General features: G+C 30.7%; 2 protein-coding genes. Both read right to left on the bottom strand.

Features of this window, described 5'->3' with window-relative positions; genetic code table 11:
• Positions 1-226 precede the first annotated feature (226 nt).
• A complete protein-coding gene (locus BMY96_RS15825; RefSeq protein ID WP_092853963.1) occupies positions 227-820 on the bottom strand; it encodes a hypothetical protein in 594 nt (197 codons plus the stop codon).
• A 147-nt stretch (positions 821-967) separates the two neighbouring features.
• Positions 968-1818, bottom strand: an 851-nt coding sequence (locus BMY96_RS15820; RefSeq protein WP_349267214.1) for a YqjF family protein, incomplete at its 5' end; no start/stop codon positions are given.

Raw genomic sequence — 1818 nt, 5'->3', positions numbered from 1 at the left:
ATCAATGAAGCAGTAAATTCCGAAAATTTTAATTATTACTCGAAATAGGTCAGTTTTGGTCATTTGGTTAGTTTTTTCATAATGTTGGGTAACGTTGTTGTATAAGCTTTGTTACGTTGTTTAAGCAGTGAATTTAATAAATAAAACACGAACGGCGAAATTCCGAAGGAATTTCCCAAGTGAGCTAAAACCAGCAATAAAGTTTATACGATGTTGGCTGTAGTTTTTATATTTTTTCAGCAAGTTCTTTGGGTAATAATTTATCTAAAATAATTTTCGAACCTTTTTCAAGTACTAAAAATTTCCAATTAGATTTTCCATTTTTAGAAATGCCATATACTTTTTTTTCAGAATATATTTTAAAAAACTCCGTTTTCTCATTGTATTCAACATTTTCAGAGCCAAAAGTACTTTCTAATGATAATTTTGTCAAATTTATTCTTGTAGTTTTCTCGTCTTTAGTTTCTTCAGATTCTCCGTCAATTTTCATATTCATTTGATTTGAGTATGTGAGAAGTGAATAATATTTGCTTTCAATTTCCTCTTTATCTTTAATTCCTATAATTTTGGGGTTTGTAATTTCAATTTCTACACCTGGATTATTAAAAGCCTGTTTCATAACTTTTATCATTTGTGATTTAGGGATAATTTCAAAAAATTCAGGAACAATATATTCCATAGATTTTTCAAACTCCATATTTACAATTGTGCTCAAATAATCGTTAAATTCCTTCTTTAGTTCATTTTTATAATCTTGAGCAATTCCTATTGTTGAGATTGTCAGAAATAGAATTGTAAATAATTTTTGTTTTAATTTCATATGTTAATTCTGATTTCGGTTTTTAATTACAGCCAACGGTCTCGTATAACAGTCAGTTACGGGTTTATATGCGTTAATTTTTGGTTTAGCACTGACTTTAGCAATTCCGAGTGGATTCGGACGTAGTCGAATCCGCCGTAATTGCGGTTATACATTGTTGTAGCCAGTTTTTTTGTTTTTAATTTTTCCCCAAGCCAAAACTTTTACTCCTTTCGAATAATGAGTTTTGCTTGGTCGTTCGTTTATTAATTTTTCAAATCTCTGATAATTCAATTCCAATTTTTGTATGTCAATTTCGTTAATCGACCATTCCAAATGATGGATTTCAAATTCGTTTATCGAATCGTCTGTGTCTTGAAAAAGAGCATATCTTTCTGTTAACCATTTGTCTAATTCCATTTTCTCGGTCAGTTCGTTTCCAATTTTAAACTCAATATTTAATTTGTCTTTAAATTCAGAGTTTTGGGATTGATATTTTATGTCAGTCCGTTCAATATTTGAAAATCTATAAGGAAGTTCAGAAATGCCTTTTGCGACTTTACAAGACAAGCTTTTTCCTCCTTCAATGCTCAAGAAGTAAACACCGGTTTTATTTTTTGACTTAACATAAGTCCGAATATTTATTTCATCAAAATCTGATATTGGCGAGAAGGAAGGCAAGTTTTTTGGTCTTATTTTTTCCATTGTAAACGCAACAACAGAAATCCAAGGTTTTTCCTCAAAAAGGTCGATTTCCAATTCTTGTGGAACGAATTTTTTCAATTCAGTCAATTCGACTTGATAATGAAGAAATATTGCATTATTCCACTCTTGGTAAAATTTCCAATTATCAGTCGGAATTTTCCAAGGTCTATGTTTTGTGGTGTTTAATATCTCTCGGATTGTCATTTTCTCAAATTGGCTACAACGGTCTCGTATAATGATAGTGCGGAGTTTGTGTGCGGCGATTTTCCGAAGGAAAATCAGAAGCAAGCAAACAAGCACAGGCTTATAAATTT

This window comes from Algibacter pectinivorans, assembly GCF_900112595.1.
In the GTDB taxonomy this organism is placed as follows: Bacteria; Bacteroidota; Bacteroidia; order Flavobacteriales; family Flavobacteriaceae; genus Algibacter_B; species Algibacter_B pectinivorans.
Note: the sequence above shows the minus strand (reverse complement) of the source record. Positions and strands in the feature narration are given on the sequence as shown.